Raw genomic sequence first — 17,499 nt, 5'->3', positions numbered from 1 at the left:
TAGCTGCTATTTAACTTGGAAGGATGTACCTATGGTAAGTAGAGAGCACAGTACACAAGGATTGTACACTCCCGAGCTGGAGCATGATGCCTGTGGAATCGGTTTTGTTGCTCACTTAAAAAACCGTAAATCCCACGCGGTAGTTACTCAAGCACTCGATATGCTAGCCCGAATGGAACACCGAGGTGGTCAAGGTTGTGACCCCTGTAGTGGTGATGGTGCGGGTATTCTGCTACAAAAACCTCACGAATTTCTATTAGAAGAAGCAGTTAAACTTAGTATCAAGTTACCTTCTTTTGAAAAATACGGTGTTGGTGTGGTTCTTTTCCCTAAAGATGAACACAAGCGCCAACAATGCCGCGATATTCTTGAACGTAATGCCAAACGCCTTGATCTTGAGATCTTAGGTTACCGTGTTCTCCCCGTCGACAACTCTATGATTGGCGAAGATCCACTGAGCACAGAACCTCAGTTTGAGCATGTTTTCATTTCTGGTGGCCCAAGTACAGAGCCAGAAGAACTTGAACGTAAACTGTACGTATTACGTAACTATACCGTTCGAGTCTGTTTAGAGTCAGTTTCCAACATTGGTGACGATTTCTACATCAACTCACTTTCGTATAAAACGCTAGTCTACAAAGGCCAGCTAACTACAGATCAGGTTCCTCAGTATTTCTTAGATCTGCAAAATCCAACCATGGTGACCGCGTTAGCCTTGGTTCACTCTCGCTTTTCAACCAATACGTTCCCTCGTTGGCGTTTAGCTCAACCTTTCCGTTACATCGCTCACAATGGTGAGATCAATACGGTTCGCGGTAACCTCAACTGGATGAAAGCACGCGAAGCTATTTTAGAATCGGATCTCTTCACCAAAGCTGAAATCGACATGCTATTGCCGATTTGTTCAGAGAACGGTTCAGATTCATCAAACTTCGATATGGCATTAGAGCTACTTGTTCTATCTGGCCGTAGCTTGCCACACGCTTTAATGATGTTAATCCCTGAAGCTTGGCAAGAAAATAAAAATATGGATCCAGCGCGTCGTGCCTTCTACCAATACCATGCCAATATCATGGAACCTTGGGATGGCCCGGCTTCTGTTTGTTTCACTGATGGTGTTCAAGTAGGGGCAACACTGGACCGTAATGGGTTACGTCCATCTCGCTATACGGTAACTAAAGATAATTTCTTAGTTATGGCATCAGAATCAGGTGCGGTAGAAATTGCACCAGAAAACATCGAATACCGCGGTCGCTTACAACCAGGTCGTATCTTTGTTGCCGACCTTGAACAAGGTCGCATCATTTCTGATGAAGAAGTCAAAGATACCATCGCAAAAGCCAAACCTTATGAGCAATGGGTACAAGACAATCTATTAACACTCAAAACACTGCCAGATGCAGATAACATGCACCACCAGCCTTCGGCGGCGAAACTGCTACAACACCAACAAGCATTTGGGATTACTAGCGAAGAAGTGAATGACATCATCCATGTTCTGGCGGAAACAGGCTATGAACCCTTGATGTCCATGGGTGCCGACTGGCCTCTTGCGGTGTTATCACACCAATCACAACACCTGTCTCATTACTTTAAGCAGTTATTTGCTCAGGTCACTAACCCACCGATCGACCCGATCCGTGAGCGTATGGTGATGTCACTTAACACCTACTTAGGTCGTGACCATAACCTGTTAACTGAAACCCCAGAGCACTGCCGAAAAGTTGAGCTTGAGTCGCCCGTTCTCTCTAACGATGAGCTTGAGAAATTACGTGCGATTGATAACGAACACTTGCAAGCCAAAACACTGGATATCGTATTCCGTGCCACTGAAGAGCCGGGCAAACTAGAACGTGCACTGAAACGTATTTGTCAGTACGCAGAAGATGCAGTGATCGACGGTTATTCGATCATTCTACTGACAGACCGTGCAACCAACTCTAACCACGCAGCAATTCCTGCGATGTTAGCTGTAGGTGCGGTTCACCATCACCTTATCCGTAAAGGCTTACGTGCCAAGTGTGACATCGTAATCGAAACCGGTGATGCCCGCGAAACACACCACTTTGCCACTTTAGTTGGCTATGGTGCCAATGCGGTTAACCCATACTTGGTGACAGAAACGATCGTGGATCTTCAGAAGAAGAAAAAACTCGATCCTGAAATTTCAACCGAGCAATACTTCAACAATTACCGTAAAGGCATCAATGCTGGTCTATTGAAGATCTTCTCTAAGATGGGCATCTCAACTTTACAGTCATACCATGGTGCGCAAATTTTTGAAGCGCTAGGGATCAGTAAATCGGTGGTAGATAAATACTTCACCGGTACTGTTTCACGTATTCAAGGTTTAACCATCGATGATATCGCTCGTGAAGTGTTGATCCGTCACCGTGTTGGCTACCCAACGCGTGAAATCCCAATTCAAATGCTGGATGTGGGTGGGGTTTACCAGTGGAAACAACGTGGTGAAAAACACTTGTTTAACCCTGAAACCATCTCTCTCTTGCAACAATCAACTCGTAATAAAGATTACTCACAGTTTAAGCAATATGCGAAAACGGTGGATGATCAAGGTGATAACGCAGCGACATTACGCAGCCAATTAGATTTCATCAAAAATCCTGCCGGTTCTATCCCGCTAGATGAAGTCGAGTCAATTGAAAGCATCCTCAAACGCTTTGCTACCGGAGCCATGAGTTTTGGTTCTATCTCCTACGAAGCGCACTCCACACTGGCTGTTGCCATGAACCGTATTGGCGCAAAATCGAACTCAGGTGAAGGCGGTGAAGACCCAATTCGCTTTGAGAAGAAAGCCAATGGCGACTGGGAACGCTCTGCAATCAAACAGGTTGCATCTGGCCGTTTCGGGGTAACCTCTTACTACCTGACTAACGCTGATGAGCTACAAATCAAAATGGCTCAAGGGGCAAAACCAGGTGAAGGTGGCCAGCTACCAGGTGATAAAGTCGATGATTGGATCGGGGCAACCCGTCACTCAACTCCTGGAGTCGGTCTCATTTCTCCACCACCACACCACGATATTTACTCAATCGAGGATTTGGCTCAGCTGATCTACGATCTGAAAAATGCTAACCGTGACAGCCGCGTGAACGTTAAGCTGGTATCGGAAGCTGGTGTTGGTACTATTGCCTCTGGTGTAGCGAAAGCCAAAGCAGATGTAGTTTTAATTGCAGGCTTTGATGGTGGTACAGGTGCATCACCGATGTCATCGATTCGCCACACAGGTTTACCATGGGAATTGGGCCTAGCCGAAACACATCAAACGCTACTGAAAAACGGCTTGCGTAACCGCATCGTCGTGCAATCTGATGGCCAAATGAAAACGCCGCGTGACCTAGCGATTGCGACACTACTTGGCGCAGAAGAATGGGGCGTGGCAACCGCAGCGTTAGTAGTTGAAGGCTGTATCATGATGCGTAAGTGTCACAAAAATACTTGCCCTGTCGGTATTGCCACACAAAACAAAACCTTACGTGAACGTTTTGATGGCCGCGTAGATGATGTTGTTACCTTCTTCCAATACATGGCAGAAGGTTTACGTGAAATCATGGCAGAGCTTGGTTTCCGCACCATCCAAGAAATGGTCGGCCAATCACAAAAACTGAAAGTTCGTGACGATATCCAACATTGGAAATACAAAAATCTTGACCTTAGCCCTGTGCTTTATATTCAAGAGCCACGTGCTGAAGATGGCGTTTATAACCAAAAACCTCAAAACCATGGTTTAGAACAAGTCCTCGATCGCAAATTGATTGAAGTCGCACAACCTGCCCTAACCAAAGGCGAAGCGGTTGAAGCGCTCTTCCCTATCATCAATACCGATCGTAGTACCGGTACTATGCTGTCGAACGAAATTTCGAAAGTGTACAAAGACCAAGGCTTACCAAAACCAATGAATGTGAAATTCACTGGTTCTGCTGGTCAATCATTCGGCGCATTCTTAGCAAAAGGCGTGAAGTTTGAAGTAGAAGGCGATGCCAACGACTATTGGGGTAAAGGCCTATCAGGGGGCACCTTAGTGCTTTATCCTGACCGTCGTGCAACCGTTGTCGCCGAAGATAACATTGTTGTCGGTAACGTCTGTTTCTACGGCGCAACCTCTGGCGAATCCTTTATTCGCGGTATGGCGGGTGAGCGTTTCTGTGTACGTAACTCAGGTGCACACGTGGTAGTGGAAGGTGTCGGTGATCACGGTTGTGAATACATGACTGGAGGCTCGGCGATTATCCTTGGTTCAACTGGCCGCAACTTTGCCGCAGGTATGAGTGGCGGTGTGGCGTATGTCTGGGATAAAGAAGGGGATTTCAATACGAAATTAAACCCAGAGTTGGTTGATGTCGATCCAATTGAAGCTGAAGATAAAACCTTTATCAAAGAGATGCTCACTAAGCACGTTGAGTACACAGGAAGTACCGTTGCGCAGGCATTCTTAGCTGATTTTGACAATAACCTCTCTCGCTTGGCAAAAGTGATGCCTCGTGATTACAAAGCGGTATTGCAAAAACGTAAACAAGCCGCAAACAAGGAAGAGTTGGAGGCCGTAAATGGGTAAGCCTACTGGATTTTTAGAGCATGGACGTGAACTACCGAAAAAAGTCGACCCGGCGGTTCGCATACAAGACAACAAAGAGTTCGTTTTAGACCAAGAGTTTGGCAGTAAAATTAACACTCAGGCCTCTCGTTGCATGGACTGTGGGGTGCCGTTTTGTCATAGCGGTTGCCCAATCGGCAACATTATTCCTGAGTTTAATGATGCGGTATACCGTGATAGCTGGGAAGAAGCTTGGCACATTTTAAGCAGTACTAACAACTTCCCGGAGTTTACTGGCCGAGTTTGTCCGGCTCCTTGTGAAACAGCCTGTGTACTCGGTATCAACCAAGATCCGATTACCATCTGTAACATTGAAAAGAACATTGTTGAACGTGCTTATAAAGAGGGTTATGCCAAACCGCGTAAACCTCGTATACGTACTGGTAAGTCAATTGCGATAGTCGGTTCAGGCCCCGCTGGGCTTGCAGCGGCCGAGCAACTGAATGCCGCAGGCCACTCTGTCACTGTGTTTGAACGTGATGAGAAAATTGGTGGCTTATTGCGCTTTGGGATCCCAGATTTCAAACTCAGCATGGAAGTTATCGATCGTAAACTGGATCTGATGGCAGAGGCGGGTGTGAAATTTGAGGTTAACGCACATATTGGGGTTAACATTAATGCTCAGCAATTACGCCAAGAGTTTGATGTGGTTTTATTAACCGGCGGCTCAACCGTACCGCGTGATTTACCTATTCCTGGTCGTGAGCTGAAAGGCGTCCATTTTGCGATGGAGTTTTTAGGTCAAAACAACCGTCGTGCCAACAACATGGATCTGAAAGGTGAAGAAATTCATGCAAAAGATGATCATGTTGTCGTAATTGGCGGAGGAGATACAGGTTCTGACTGCGTCGGTACTTCTAACCGTCATGGTGCAGCGAGTATTACTCAAGTCGAGATCATGCCAATCCCGCCAGAAAAACGCCCAGCAAATCAACCTTGGCCGCAATACCCAATGATCATGAAAACCACCACTTCTCATGAAGAAGGTTGTGAGCGTCATTGGAACATTTTAACCAAGGAATTCATTGGTGATGAAAATGGCCATGTAAAAGAATTGCGTATTGCTGACATCGTTTGGGATGAAGCCAAACCCGGTGAGCGCCCAGGCTTTAAAGAAGTCGAAGGCTCTGAACGCGTGATTCCTTGTACTAAAGCCTTCTTAGCCATGGGCTTCTTACACCCAGAACCAACTGGGGTATTGGCTCAATTGGACATTAAGCTAGATGAGCGTGGAAATGTCGCCACCAATGGCTATGCAACGAACCAAAAAGGAGTCTTTGCCGCGGGTGATATGCGCACAGGTCAATCACTGGTCGTACGTTGTATTAATGAAGGGCGTGAATGTGCTCGCGAGATCGACGCTTATCTTATGGGTAATAGTCATTTAGAAGCTCGTGCAGATTCATTAATGAAATCAGCCTAATAACTGCGATTAAATCCGTAAATTAAAACCCCGTTATATTGCGGGGTTTTTCTTTATTCTTGCTAGCGTCTCTATCTATGGGGGGCTCTTTTTTATAGCTCCTGACACCATTATTCCGCCTTAATAAGCTCTTAAAAAATAATAAGCTCTCAAAAATAATAAGGTCTCAAGATGCGAAAACGTTATATTTTAGCTATGGTTATATTATTGATTGGGTGTAGTCAGAGTCGAGCCATGAAAAAACCAACACCAGAACTACTATGCAGCTCCAAGCCAAATTGTGTTTCTACTCAAGAAATACGCAAAGATTATTCCATTCCACCTTTTCAATTAATCTCTCCAGACACTAGCTTAGATGACATTGAACGTATTGCGCTAACGCTACCACGAACATCGACGGTCCAAAAAACCGAAAACAGTCTTCATTTAGAAGCCAAAAGCCTTATCTTGCGCTTTGTAGACGACTTACATATCACAAAACAAGGTAACCAATTGCAAGTACGTTCCAAATCACGAGTTGGATATTCAGATTTTGGCGTCAATAAATCTCGCACAGAAGCGCTTCGTCAAAAACTGCTTGAGGCTAAGTTGATAGCGCCCAATACTGCTGTTCACCATTAATAAAATTTTAATTGCGAGGACGACTTATCGAAATTTTAGCCTTGTTCTTACGCAATTTCTGACCATCTAATGAATGTGATTGCTATAAGCGTGCTTTTTAATATGGGGGGAACTTTTATCTCCCCCTCGCTCCTGTGCTACAATCGCGCCATATTTGATAGACATAGAGAAACAAATTATGAAAGTTGGAATTATTGGTGCAATGGAGCAAGAAGTCTCCATTCTAAAATCAGCCCTGATTGGTTGCCAAAGCACAACAAAAGGTGGCTGTACATTTCATACAGGCACCATCCATGATGTTGAAGTGATCTTACTGCAATCAGGGATTGGTAAAGTGTCGGCCAGTATTGGTACCACATTGCTGATTGAATGCTTCCAACCAGACGTCATTATTAATACAGGTTCTGCTGGTGGTTTTGATTCTAGCTTAAATCTAGGTGATGTTGTGATTTCAACCGAAGTTCGTCACCACGATGCTGATGTGACCGCTTTTGGTTATGAAATGGGGCAAATGGCTGGTCAACCTGCCGCCTTCACCGCCGATCCAACACTCATTGATATTGTGGAACAAACTCTGCTAGAAATGAAAGACACTCATGCTGTACGTGGTTTAATTTGTACCGGTGATGCTTTTGTTTGTACAGCACAGCAACAAGCCTTCATTCGTCAACATTTTCCTAATGTGATCGCCGTTGAAATGGAAGCGTCAGCCATTGCGCAAACTTGTCATCAATTCCGTATGCCTTTTGTGGTTGTTCGCGCAATTTCTGATGTGGCAGATAAAGAATCACCAATGAGTTTTGATGAGTTCTTACCGCTTGCGGCTAAACGTTCATCAGATATGATTGTTAACATGTTAACTCGTATGAAATAACGCTTTATCGAGCCATGTTTTCTGGCATGGCTCATTTCAAGGAACGAAAACTTGCTACGGAAACAGTTACTCGCTATTACTCTTTGGCTCGCTGCTACAACACAAGTAATGGCCGCTCATCCTCACGTTGCACAACGCGTGATAACCCTCTCACCTCACGCCACCGAATTAGCCTTTTCTGCCGGATTAGGTGACAAAATCGTTGGTGTCAGTCAAGCCAGTGACTACCCTCCAGAAGCTGGTAATATCGAACAAATTGCCAGCTACCAAAATATTAAACTCGAAAGAGTTCTCACATTACAACCCGACTTGGTAATTGCCTGGCACTCTAATGCCAACGCTAAAGAATTAGATAAAATAAAGCAATTTGGCATCCCTATTTATTACTCCGACATTGAAACCCTCTCGGATATTCCTAAAAATATCCGCCAATTAAGCCAATGGGCCGCCGACCCGACGATTGGTCAACATAATGCGGCTGTATTTGAAGCAACACTCGAGTATTTACACCGCAAATACCAACATAGGTCAAAAGTACGTTATTTTTATCAGCTCAGTGACCAACCTCTGATGTCATTTAGTCCACCTCATTGGCCCAATGACATATTATCAGTGTGTGGTGGTCAAAATATTCTTTCACAACAAGCGGTTGCTTATCCTCAAGTCAATCAAGAGCAGATTATTGCCTTAAAACCGGACGTCATCTTTATCCCTGAAGACTCCCTCAGTCACTCAATTTGGCAAAAATGGCCGCAGATTCCAGCAGTAAAGCACCAATTTATTTGGTCTCTGAACCCAGATTGGATCTCCCGTCCAACCATGCGTAGCCTTAAAGCACTCGAGCAAGTTTGTCACTATTTAGATAAAGTAAGATCATTGTAAATAAATATTTGCGCAAATCGAATTTACCAGTAGAATCTACGCCAATTTTCTCCATATCAATATACCCATAAGAATGCCTTCCATGCATATATCGCTACTGTATATTTTTGACTTATTTGGCACCGCCATTTTTGCAATATCAGGCGTATTACTCGCAGGTCGTTTAAAAATGGACCCATTTGGCATGGTTGTATTAGCCAGTGTCACCGCCATTGGTGGTGGCTCGATTCGAGATATGATGCTCGGTTCAACCCCAGTGTTCTGGATCATTGATAATAATTATTTATGGGTGGTGTTTGTGACCTGCCTATTTACTTTGTTATTAGTCCGTCGTCCCCGAAAACTCTCGTGGTACGTATTGCCTGTATGTGATGCGATCGGTTTAGCGGTCTTTGTAGGAATTGGGGTTGAAAAGTCACTATTATTGCAAGATTCGATGCTAGTTGCGGTTATTATGGGGGTTATCACTGGCTGTGGCGGTGGCATTATCCGGGATATTTTGGCCCGCGAAATTCCCATGGTATTACGCAGTGAAATCTATGCCACAGCGTGTATTGCCGGTGGCATCATTCACACCCTTTCGTTATATTTTGATCTGCCTTCCCAAGTTTCATTTTTATTAGGGGTGACAACGACCTTAACGATTCGCTTAGCCGCAATCCGTTGGCACCTTGCTCTACCGACCTTATCTTTAAAACATTAATCCGTTCAAACATGAATGCTGTAAAACAAAAAAGGAGTCAATCATTGACTCCTTTTCTCGTTATAAGTTGTATCCATCACACTAATTCGATAGTCAAAAACTGCCTAAAAAAAGGCTTGAGTACCCATGGTCTTAATCGTCTTTGGTAAAATTCTCAACCGAGAAATGCTCTAAATCATAAGGGGTTTGCTGATAGACGCAATAATTGAGCCAATTGGCAAATAATAGATGCCCATGACTACGCCAGCTCGCACATGGAGGGTTATCCGGATTATCGTTGGGATAATAATTGACAGGTATGGCGGGATCTAATCCTTCCGCTAAATCACGCACGTATTCATTGTGTAAAGTATTGGCATCATACTCAGGGTGTCCCGTCACAAACACATGACGTTTATCTTTGGTTGCTGCCAAATAGACGCCAGCATCATCAGATGTCGCCAAAATATCTAAATCGGTATGCTCAGCAAGATAATCTGCACTAAAGTCTGCATAACGGGAGTGCGGAGCTAAAAAGCCATCATCAAACCCTCTCACAATGGGGTGAAATTCACTAACAACACTGTGTTGGTACACACCAGAAAGTTTTTCATCGCGTGTTTGTTTCGGCAAATCATACAACAGCTTTAATCCAGCTTGTGCGGCCCAACATACATAGAGTGTCGAGGTGACATGATCTTTTGCCCACGTCATCACCGTTTGTAAGTGATCCCAATAAACCACATCTTCAAATTGAACTAAGCCTAACGGTGCACCTGTTATGATCAAACCATCAAAATTACGGTCTTTGACCATATCAAACTGGCGGTAAAAGTTATTTAAATGCTCGGTTGGCGTGTTTTTGCTTGGTCTGTCATCGATTCTTAATAGCTCAATATCCACTTGAAGTGGACTGTTTGACAGTAAACGTAAAAATTGAGTTTCCGTCTCAATCTTTTTAGGCATGAGATTTAAGATCAAAACTTTCAGTGGGCGAATCATCTGTGTCGTCGCTCGAGTCTCCGACATAATGAAGATTCGTTCCTGACGAAGAATATCGGATGCAGGAAGTTGATCGGGGATCTTAATTGGCATTGCGCTCTCTCCATAAGCAATCTAGACGTCTAAACACCCATGAGTATATCAACCCTTATCGGAATGTCGAGTAAGAATCAGAAGTTCTATTGTCAAATTTATACCAATCATAGTACTTAACCTCAACTGCGGATAAGAGTGTCACAATAACCATTCTAACCTTCTGATATATAAATAATAAAAATATCTATCCTCTACCTAAGGTTAATTAATTTCTCTCAATACCGAAATTTAGGATGGATAATAAAGCAAAATAATCGGTCAATATCTAACCTATTACGTAGGTTTTAAAGAAGTTAAACGCCAAAATTGCTGTATTGAGTAACTTCCAGTTATCCGCAACTGAGGTTACTTAGATAATCAGAAATTGCTTAAAATCAGAAATTGCTTAAAAAAGAAGAATCAGATAATGAGTACAATTGATATTAGTACTCTGAGGGTTCTGAGATAACAAAAAAGCAGTACTCACATACTGCTTTTTTAGATAAGGTGTTTGTTTACCTACTTGCGGAAGTTATTTAACGACCGTTAAGGTTGGACGCCCTTTAGGCTTACTTGAAGAGTCAGTCTCTATCGCGGTTGAGCCTTCCCTTTCTTCAACGTCAAGCGTGGTATCTACATTCGACAAAGATGATGCTACATCTTCTTCCATATTTTCCTCAAATTCCGCTTCATAAGCTTCCTCTGGTTCAAACATGGTACCCGCTCCATTTTCACGCGCATAAATTGCTTGTACCGCGTAAATAGGAACAATCACCGAATGTGGACGACCACTGAAACGAGCATTAAACATGATCGCATCATTACTGATTTCCAAGTTACCAACTGCGCGAGGGGCGACATTTAAAATAATTTGTCCATCTTGTACAAATTCAATCGGCACTCGCACACCTGGTAATGTCGCCTCAACAACTAAATGTGGCGTCAAATCGTTATCCACTAACCATTCGTAAAATGCACGAATGAGGTATGGACGTCTTGGAGTCATCTTGTTCATATCCATGATATTAGCGAACCAAGCGCATTTCTCTTTCAGCTTCTGTTAATGAAGCTAAGAATGAATCACGCTCAAACACACGGCTCATGTAGATCTTAAGTTCTTTAGAACCAGGTCCAGATAATTCAATACCCAATGTTGGTAAACGCCATAATAATGGAGCTAAATAACAATCGATTAAGCTAAATTCTTCACTCATGAAGTGTTCGTATTCTGCAAATACAGGCGCAAGCGTCAGTAAATCATTACGTAATTTAACACGTGCTGCTTCGGCTTCTTCCGCTGAGCCTGTCATGATTTTTTCAGCTTGAGAGTACCAGTTACGCTCAATACGATACATCATTAAACGGCTGTTACCACGAGCAACAGGGTAAACCGGCATCAAAGGTGGATGCGGAAAACGTTCATCAAGGTATTCCATGATGATGTTTGAGTTATAAAGTGCAAGTTCACGATCAACCAATGTCGGAACTGACTTATATGGGTTCAGTTCAATTAAATCCGATGGTAAGTTTTCTTCATCGACTAACTCAACTTCGACACTCACACCTTTTTCGGCTAGAACAATACGAACCTGATGGCTATACATATCTGAAGCACTTGAAAATAGAGTCATCACAGAACGTTTATTGGCAGCTACAGCCATTGAGAAGCCCTCCAGCACACTTAAAATAAAAAAGAATGGAGGCTAATTGCCCCCATTACACAAAATTTAGCAAGGAATTTTAGCACATTTGTTCACATTCAGGCTAATTTTTATTCCTTAGACTTTTTAGTAGTAATTCAAAATGCCCCAAATCAGTGAACATCTCTCCAGTACTCTTTCTTCAGTAAGACCACGATAATGGTAAAGATCACCAAAAACGCCATCACCCACCAACCTAAAGCATGTCGCTCAAGTTTCACAGGATCACCTGAATATTCTAAAAAGTTCACAAGATCGCGAACGGTATTGTCATATTCTTCACTTGTCAGTTCACCCATTTTAGATACTTGTGTACCAACAACAACTTTATGCTCTTCACCATCGATCGTTTGAGTATCATAAACCGGCTCAGGGATCCCTTGTAATCCTTCTAATACATGTGGCATCCCCACATTAGGGAAGGTGATATTATTCACCCCAAACGGACGAGAAGGATCCGTATAAAAAGAACGTAAATACGTATAAAGCCAATCAACGCCACGTACTCGAGCGACTAAAGTTAAATCCGGCGGTGGGCTACCAAACCATTTACCAGCATCTTCTGCTGGAATCGCATTGGTCATCAAATCACCGATTTTCGCCTTAGGATCGAATACTAGGTTTTCCATCATTAAATCATCTGGAATACCTAAATCTGTCGCGACACGTTGATAACGTTGATATTGCGTTGAATGACATGCTGCACAATAACTCATAAAGGTTTTAGCACCACGTTGTAACGATGCTTTATCTGTTAAGTCATTATTAGCACTATCTAAATGTACATTTCCACCTGCTGCCATTACCGTGAATGGCAACATAATGGTCAAAAGTCCTACAATCCACTTTTTCATTTGAATGTTACCCTCTCTGGCAATGGTTTCGTCGCTTCATTTTTACTGTAGAAATACAGCAGCACAAAGAACATGAAATATCCTAAGCTAAAGATTTGCGATAACAGCGTATACAACGATGTTGCTGGCAAAGTACCTAAGATCCCAAGACCGATAAAGCACACAACAAATTGGCAGATATTCAATAGGTGCCATTTACTACGGTAACGGTATGAACGCACTTTACAGCGATCAAACCATGGTAATAAGAATAAGAATAAAATCGAGGCTCCCATTGCCGCAACCCCTAACAACTTGTCAGGTACTGCACGCAAAATTGCATAGAAAGGTGTGAAATACCAAACAGGTGCAATATGCTCAGGTGTCTTCAATGGGTTCGCAGCTTCAAAGTTAGGCGGCTCAAGGAAGTATCCCCCCATTTCTGGGTTAAAGAACAACACATAACTAAAGAAGAACAAGAAACCAGCAACACCGACCAAATCTTTAACCGTCCCATAAGGATGGAAAGGTACTGAATCGATGATGTTATATTTCTTAGTGAACTGCTTATGGAATTTAAATTGTGTCTTATGCTCGCCGTTATCATCTGGTGCTTTTGGAATCTTAGTATCAATACCGTCAGGGTTGTTCGAACCGACTTCATGCAAGGCTAGTACGTGTAATACAACCAATAGCAATAATACAATTGGTAATGCAATCACGTGCAATGCGAAGAAACGGTTTAGCGTCGCGCCTGAAATAACGTAGTCACCACGAATCCATAATGTTAAGTCATCACCAATAACAGGAATCGCACCAAATAATGAGATGATTACCTGTGCGCCCCAATAAGACATTTGTCCCCAAGGTAATAAATACCCCATAAAGGCTTCAGCCATCAGTACTAAGAAGATCAACATACCGAAGATCCACAATAGCTCACGTGGCTTTTGATAAGATCCGTAGATAAGGCCACGGAACATGTGTAAATACACCACAACAAAGAACGCAGAAGCGCCAGTTGAGTGCATATAACGAAGTAACCAGCCATATTCTACATCACGCATGATGTATTCAACCGAGGCAAATGCGCCATCGCCTGATGGTACATAATTCATGGTTAACCAAATGCCGGTAAGGATCTGGTTAACAAGTACCAACATGGCTAAAGAACCGAAAAGATACCAAAAGTTGAAGTTCTTAGGCATTGGGTATTCAGACAGATGCTTCTTATAGGCATCCATAACAGGTAGACGTTTTTCTACCCAATCAAGTAAGGCTTGCATCAGGCTTCCCCTCCACGACTCTCACCAATGATAATTCTGCTATCACTTAGATAACCATGTTCTGGTACCACTAAATTGAGCGGTGCAGGAACCCCTTGGAACACTCGCCCCGCTAAATCAAATTTTGACCCGTGACATGGGCAGAAGAACCCCGATTTAACACCTTGAACTTGTTCACTAAAAGAATCAGGTAAATACGTTGGTGAACAGCCAAGGTGAGTACAGATACCTACCGCGACAAAATAGTCAGGCTTAATAGAACGATATTTATTTTGAGCATATTCAGGCTGCTGCTCTTGTTCGGATGCAGGATCGCGAAGTTTATCATCCAACGAATCTAACTCAGCTAATGTGGACTTTGAACGCCGAACCACCCAAACAGGTTTTCCTCGCCATTCGACCCGCACTAACTGACCTTCTTCTAGCTTACTGATATCCACCTCTACAGGCGCACCAGCTGCCTTAGCCCTTTCACTTGGATTCCAAGATTTAATAAAAGGCACGGCAACCGCCACCGCTCCAATACCACCAACAACAGCTGTCGTAGCGGTTAAAAAGCGCCGACGGCCATTATTTATAGGCGCATTGCTCATCCAAACATCTCCCAATCTGCATTCAATACAAAAGAGTAACCCAATCCATAAGTCTGGCGACCTAATACTCTCAAATGTGCACTTTATTATTCACACCGCCAAGATAACGGCAGTATTTATTGGCTTATAATCATGCACATGTTTATAAAAATTCATTCAAATGATAAATAAACCGTTACATCCAGACAAGGTAAAGCTACCTTTTCGTAACATCTGTAACCTATATTTGTTTAGGACCTCACAAAAGCCATTAAAAACTCATCATTACAGGTCATTAAAAATCATATTGAAACGATAAAATGTGGCGAACTATTAGGGAAATAAAGTGAAATCGATATTTAAATGATACATTTAGTAACATTTAGCCAACTCAACATGATGGCAAAGATAAGAAAGGAAAAATGAAATCCACAAAGAGAATAAAGTGAAAAAGTAGAGCGTAAAAAGAAAATAAAACCGTAAAAAGACGTCGTGAAGTAATAATGTTAAACCATAAAAACAAAAAAGCTCGACCGAAGCCGAGCTTTTGTAACCACACACCAGAAAACTGGTGACGTTGATTTGCAATACAGGAAAACCTGTAAAGTAAATTAACGCTTAGAGAATTGTGGTTTACGACGTGCTTTACGTAGACCAACTTTCTTACGTTCAACGCAACGAGCGTCACGTGTAACGTAGCCAGCTGCACGTAGCGCAGGACGTAGAGACTCATCGTATTCCATTAGAGCGCGTGTGATACCGTGACGGATCGCACCAGCTTGACCAGAAATACCACCACCTTTAACAGTGATGTATAGGTCTAGTTTCTCTACCATATCAACAAGTTCAAGAGGTTGTTTAACAACCATACGTGAAGTTGGACGACCGAAGTAGGTGTCTAGGTCACGTTTGTTGATTACGATGTTGCCGCTGCCTGGTTTGATGAAAACACGAGCAGCTGAGCTTTTGCGACGGCCAGTGCCGTAGTATTGATTCTCTGCCATTTCGATAATCCTCGATTAGATGTCTAGTACTTGTGGTTGTTGAGCAGCATGGTTGTGCTCAGCGCCAGCGTAAACTTTTAGCTTACGGTACATAGCACGGCCAAGAGGACCACGTGGTAGCATACCTTTAACAGCTAGTTCAATCGCCATTTCTGGTTTGTGATCAATCAGTTTTTCAAAAGAGATTGATTTTAGACCACCAGGGAATTCAGAGTGACGGTAATAGATTTTACCCTTCGCTTTGTTACCTGTAACAGCTACTTTCTCAGCGTTTACAACGATGATGTAATCACCAGTGTCAACGTGAGGAGTGTACTCAGCTTTATGTTTGCCACGTAGGCGAGATGCAATTTCACTTGCTAGACGGCCAAGAGTTTTACCTTCAGCGTCTACAACATACCAGTCGCGTTTTACAGTTTCTGGTTTAGCAACGAAAGTTTTCATGCTAATAATACCCGTTAAATTAATATTCTAGTTTAAGGAATGAGTTCCCCATTCATTATCAATGAGCATATATACTCATTCCCACTGTCTAAGAGCTCTATGCTCACCCCTTCGAGTGGTAGACACTCTCGGCTTTGTCCCTCTACTAAAAGAGCAAACGCAACCTGCAGTAACGGTGGGTCGCAGGATTATAGAGAAGAGTGAGGGAAAAATCATCTATTTTTGCTAAAAAAATCTGATTAATTAAAAATAAGGTTACGATTTTACTTAAATCGTCAAAATCACCGGAAATAAAAGGCGGATTGATGATATTTCACTCATTTCATCCTCTCGCTAGGCTAAGTGTTCGTTCGATAAATACGCAACACTTTGCATTTCAATCAAACGGGATTGGCAACGTTGAAATTCAAATTCTAGCCGACCTTGAGTGTACAAATCCGACAATGCCACTTCAGCAGAAAGAATCAAGGTCACATTACGCTCATAAAACTCATCCACTAACGCAATAAAACGTCGAGCGGCATCATCTCGAGTGCTGTCCATTTGCTTCACTTCCGCCAAGAGCACCGTATGGTATAAACGTGATATTTCAATATAGTCTGATTGGCTACGCGAGCTTTCACACAATTGAGAAAAGTTGGCATAAAGCACACCATCGCACGCACCTTTTACTGCAATTTGTCGATGGTTAATCAAGATAGAGGTTGCTTCTTTTAATTCACCTCGACTCAATTGACGATAATACCGCTGCAAATTGTCGGCAGCCTTGTCATCTAATGGAAAATGATAAATTTCAGCTTGCTCTAAGGTTCTTAATCGGTAGTCCACCCCACTGTCGACATTCACTTCGGTACAATGTTGTTCGATTAAGCGAATCGCAGGTAAAAAACGCGCTCTTTGTAGTCCATTTCGGTATAACTCTTTCGGAGGAATATTCGAGGTTGCAACCAAAACCATACCGCGTTCAAAAAGCGCTTCAAACAAGGTGCCTAAGATCATCGCATCGGTAATATCAGAGACAAAAAACTCATCAAAACAAATGATGTCCGTTTCTTGTTTTAAAATATCAGCAACCTTTTGCAACGGGTCTTCGACATCCTTCAATAACCCTAACTCTTTATGAACTCGTAACATAAAACGATGGAAATGCATTCGACTTTTCTTGGCATAAGGCAAAGCATCATAAAACACATCCATCAAATAGGTTTTACCACGCCCCACCCCTCCCCAAAAGTACAATCCCTTTGGCGGAGCAGTCTCTTTTTGACGCTGAAAAAGTTGAGAAAATAAACTCGTTTTTTTGCGAGGTGTTGATACATACTCAAGAAATTGATGATAAAGTTGATCTAACTTTTCGACTGCATTATGTTGAGCTTGATCAGGTTGAAATCCTAAATGCTCAATGTCGTAGAGATACTTTTGCTTTGGCGTCATCATTCAATGTCATCCATGATTACCGAAGTGATATATTGAGAAAATGGCCCCA

General features: G+C 42.8%; 15 protein-coding genes. 6 read left to right on the top strand and 9 right to left on the bottom strand.

Annotated elements, in window-relative coordinates; genetic code table 11:
- Window positions 1–31 precede the first annotated feature (31 nt).
- From gltB to VCA1004_RS02155, 6 genes are all read left to right on the top strand, one after another.
- A complete protein-coding gene (gene gltB, locus VCA1004_RS02180) occupies window positions 32–4,576 on the top strand; it encodes a glutamate synthase large subunit (RefSeq protein WP_086982212.1) in 4,545 nt (1,514 codons plus the stop codon).
- Entirely contained in the window at window positions 4,569–6,038 is a 1,470-nt protein-coding gene (locus tag VCA1004_RS02175; RefSeq protein ID WP_086982211.1) for a glutamate synthase subunit beta, read from the top strand. The genes gltB and VCA1004_RS02175 overlap by 8 nt, the downstream gene beginning before the upstream one ends.
- Before the next feature lie 234 nt (window positions 6,039–6,272).
- The gene (locus VCA1004_RS02170) at window positions 6,273–6,659 is read left to right on the top strand and encodes a DUF1499 domain-containing protein (protein ID WP_232012611.1); all 387 of its coding nucleotides are present in this window, start codon (window positions 6,273–6,275) and stop codon (window positions 6,657–6,659) included.
- Window positions 6,660–6,837: 178 nt separating this feature from the next.
- Window positions 6,838–7,533 carry a 5'-methylthioadenosine/S-adenosylhomocysteine nucleosidase gene (gene mtnN / locus VCA1004_RS02165; protein ID WP_086982209.1) on the top strand — a complete coding sequence of 232 codons (696 nt, stop codon included), beginning with the start codon at window positions 6,838–6,840 and terminating at the stop codon, window positions 7,531–7,533.
- A gap of 51 nt (window positions 7,534–7,584) precedes the next feature.
- Window positions 7,585–8,415, top strand: coding sequence for a helical backbone metal receptor (locus tag VCA1004_RS02160; protein WP_232012610.1), 831 nt, complete (start codon window positions 7,585–7,587; stop codon window positions 8,413–8,415).
- A gap of 82 nt (window positions 8,416–8,497) precedes the next feature.
- The gene (locus VCA1004_RS02155; RefSeq protein ID WP_086982208.1) at window positions 8,498–9,118 is read left to right on the top strand and encodes a TRIC cation channel family protein; all 621 of its coding nucleotides are present in this window, start codon (window positions 8,498–8,500) and stop codon (window positions 9,116–9,118) included.
- A 132-nt stretch (window positions 9,119–9,250) separates the two neighbouring features.
- Here VCA1004_RS02155 and metA read toward each other — a convergent pair whose 3' ends face one another.
- From metA to zapE, 9 genes are all read right to left on the bottom strand, one after another.
- The gene (metA, locus tag VCA1004_RS02150; protein WP_086982207.1) at window positions 9,251–10,192 is read right to left on the bottom strand and encodes a homoserine O-acetyltransferase MetA; all 942 of its coding nucleotides are present in this window, start codon (window positions 10,190–10,192) and stop codon (window positions 9,251–9,253) included.
- A gap of 514 nt (window positions 10,193–10,706) precedes the next feature.
- Window positions 10,707–11,195: a ClpXP protease specificity-enhancing factor gene (gene sspB, locus VCA1004_RS02145; RefSeq protein WP_086982206.1), complete on the bottom strand. Its 489-nt coding sequence runs from the start codon at window positions 11,193–11,195 to the stop codon at window positions 10,707–10,709.
- Between the two features lie 4 nt (window positions 11,196–11,199).
- Window positions 11,200–11,835 carry a stringent starvation protein SspA gene (sspA, locus tag VCA1004_RS02140; RefSeq protein ID WP_086982205.1) on the bottom strand — a complete coding sequence of 212 codons (636 nt, stop codon included), beginning with the start codon at window positions 11,833–11,835 and terminating at the stop codon, window positions 11,200–11,202.
- 152 nt (window positions 11,836–11,987) lie between these two features.
- Window positions 11,988–12,728: a cytochrome c1 gene (locus VCA1004_RS02135; protein ID WP_086982204.1), complete on the bottom strand. Its 741-nt coding sequence runs from the start codon at window positions 12,726–12,728 to the stop codon at window positions 11,988–11,990.
- Window positions 12,725–13,993: a cytochrome b gene (locus VCA1004_RS02130; RefSeq protein WP_086982203.1), complete on the bottom strand. Its 1,269-nt coding sequence runs from the start codon at window positions 13,991–13,993 to the stop codon at window positions 12,725–12,727. The genes VCA1004_RS02135 and VCA1004_RS02130 overlap by 4 nt, the downstream gene beginning before the upstream one ends.
- Window positions 13,993–14,586 (bottom strand): ubiquinol-cytochrome c reductase iron-sulfur subunit, encoded by a 594-nt coding sequence (gene petA / locus VCA1004_RS02125; RefSeq protein WP_086982202.1) that lies wholly within the window; start codon window positions 14,584–14,586, stop codon window positions 13,993–13,995. Before petA ends, VCA1004_RS02130 begins: the two co-directional genes overlap by 1 nt.
- A gap of 590 nt (window positions 14,587–15,176) precedes the next feature.
- Window positions 15,177–15,569 carry a 30S ribosomal protein S9 gene (rpsI, locus tag VCA1004_RS02120; RefSeq protein ID WP_086982201.1) on the bottom strand — a complete coding sequence of 131 codons (393 nt, stop codon included), beginning with the start codon at window positions 15,567–15,569 and terminating at the stop codon, window positions 15,177–15,179.
- Window positions 15,570–15,584: 15 nt separating this feature from the next.
- A complete protein-coding gene (rplM, locus tag VCA1004_RS02115; protein ID WP_086982200.1) occupies window positions 15,585–16,013 on the bottom strand; it encodes a 50S ribosomal protein L13 in 429 nt (142 codons plus the stop codon).
- Window positions 16,014–16,346: 333 nt separating this feature from the next.
- Complete coding sequence (gene zapE / locus VCA1004_RS02110; protein ID WP_086984605.1) at window positions 16,347–17,447, bottom strand: cell division protein ZapE; 1,101 nt, start codon at window positions 17,445–17,447, stop codon at window positions 16,347–16,349.
- Window positions 17,448–17,499 lie beyond the last annotated feature (52 nt).

The sequence above is a fragment of the Vibrio aphrogenes genome (genome assembly GCF_002157735.2).
Taxonomy (GTDB): Bacteria; Pseudomonadota; Gammaproteobacteria; order Enterobacterales; family Vibrionaceae; genus Vibrio; species Vibrio aphrogenes.
This window is presented reverse-complemented; position numbering and strand designations above follow the sequence as displayed.

What these genes read in the sequence shown, in the direction of transcription:
- zapE (WP_086984605.1), bottom strand. Translation starts at nt 17,447, where the DNA reads ATGACGCCAAAGCAAAAGTATCTCTACGACATTGAGCATTTAGGATTT.
- VCA1004_RS02135 (WP_086982204.1), bottom strand. Translation starts at nt 12,728, where the DNA reads ATGAAAAAGTGGATTGTAGGACTTTTGACCATTATGTTGCCATTCACG.
- sspB (WP_086982206.1), bottom strand. Translation starts at nt 11,195, where the DNA reads ATGGATATGAACAAGATGACTCCAAGACGTCCATACCTCATTCGTGCA.
- VCA1004_RS02175 (WP_086982211.1), top strand. Translation starts at nt 4,569, where the DNA reads ATGGGTAAGCCTACTGGATTTTTAGAGCATGGACGTGAACTACCGAAA.
- rplM (WP_086982200.1), bottom strand. Translation starts at nt 16,013, where the DNA reads ATGAAAACTTTCGTTGCTAAACCAGAAACTGTAAAACGCGACTGGTAT.
- VCA1004_RS02170 (WP_232012611.1), top strand. Translation starts at nt 6,273, where the DNA reads ATGAAAAAACCAACACCAGAACTACTATGCAGCTCCAAGCCAAATTGT.
- mtnN (WP_086982209.1), top strand. Translation starts at nt 6,838, where the DNA reads ATGAAAGTTGGAATTATTGGTGCAATGGAGCAAGAAGTCTCCATTCTA.
- petA (WP_086982202.1), bottom strand. Translation starts at nt 14,586, where the DNA reads ATGAGCAATGCGCCTATAAATAATGGCCGTCGGCGCTTTTTAACCGCT.
- gltB (WP_086982212.1), top strand. Translation starts at nt 32, where the DNA reads ATGGTAAGTAGAGAGCACAGTACACAAGGATTGTACACTCCCGAGCTG.
- VCA1004_RS02155 (WP_086982208.1), top strand. Translation starts at nt 8,498, where the DNA reads ATGCATATATCGCTACTGTATATTTTTGACTTATTTGGCACCGCCATT.
- rpsI (WP_086982201.1), bottom strand. Translation starts at nt 15,569, where the DNA reads ATGGCAGAGAATCAATACTACGGCACTGGCCGTCGCAAAAGCTCAGCT.
- VCA1004_RS02130 (WP_086982203.1), bottom strand. Translation starts at nt 13,993, where the DNA reads ATGCAAGCCTTACTTGATTGGGTAGAAAAACGTCTACCTGTTATGGAT.
- metA (WP_086982207.1), bottom strand. Translation starts at nt 10,192, where the DNA reads ATGCCAATTAAGATCCCCGATCAACTTCCTGCATCCGATATTCTTCGT.
- sspA (WP_086982205.1), bottom strand. Translation starts at nt 11,835, where the DNA reads ATGGCTGTAGCTGCCAATAAACGTTCTGTGATGACTCTATTTTCAAGT.